Raw genomic sequence first — 794 nt, forward strand, 5'->3', positions numbered from 1 at the left:
CTGGATTTCGACTGCGCTCAATGACCACGTGAGACAGCTACGCTTAGTTGAGGTGGAATGTAAAATTCTTTCCTCTAAATTTCAGTATCCAACGATGTCTTCACTCGATATAGCTCGCTATATCTTTATAAAGACGCCTTGTCTATTGAAATGTATGAAAATCTGAATTCCTTAATAATAGTCGAACTTAGGTTATTAGTTTAATGTAGGGAGCGACCAACAAAAGTGCCCCGCTGAAAAAGGGGAATAACCTCCCGTAGTGCAGCCTGCCCAAATTTTCGAGGCAATTTCACATCAATATAGGTGTGTTTCCCTCTTTTCATTTTACTGATCTTCTAAACGAGTAATCAATCATTCATTCAAAAAAAAATCCCGGCTACCTTTCGGCAACCGGGATTCTACTTAGTTTAAGAAGATTCTATTGTTGGCTATTGAGCCAATTTTCAGAATCTCTATACTTATTTGGCGATCATAAATTTGTTAATGATCGTTTCATTAGCAGTTATCATTCTGTAGATGTACACACCGTTAGGAAGTGCAGCACCATCGAAATCTAATCTGTACTCTTCACCTTGTTGTGCTTCTGCATTAAATAGCGTTGCAACATTGCGTCCATTCATGTCATACACTTCTACAAGCGTACGGCTGGTTTCTGCAGTTACAAATACCACTTGCGAAGGCCCTGATGTAGGGTTCGGGAAAGAGGTAAGCTCGCTTTGAGATGCTGGAGCAAATTGAGCAGGAGTGTCGCCATCTTCACAATTGTGAAGTGCTACAACACCATCCACGTCAAA

General features: G+C 40.6%; 1 protein-coding gene. It reads right to left on the reverse strand.

Features of this window, described 5'->3' with window-relative positions; translation table 11 throughout:
• Window positions 1-458: 458 nt before the first annotated feature.
• Window positions 459-794 (reverse strand): T9SS type A sorting domain-containing protein (locus tag G3O08_RS20770; RefSeq protein WP_163287360.1); only part of this gene is annotated, 336 nt, incomplete at its 5' end.

It is taken from the genome of Cryomorpha ignava (assembly GCF_010686655.1).
GTDB lineage: Bacteria > Bacteroidota > Bacteroidia > Flavobacteriales_D > Cryomorphaceae > Cryomorpha > Cryomorpha ignava.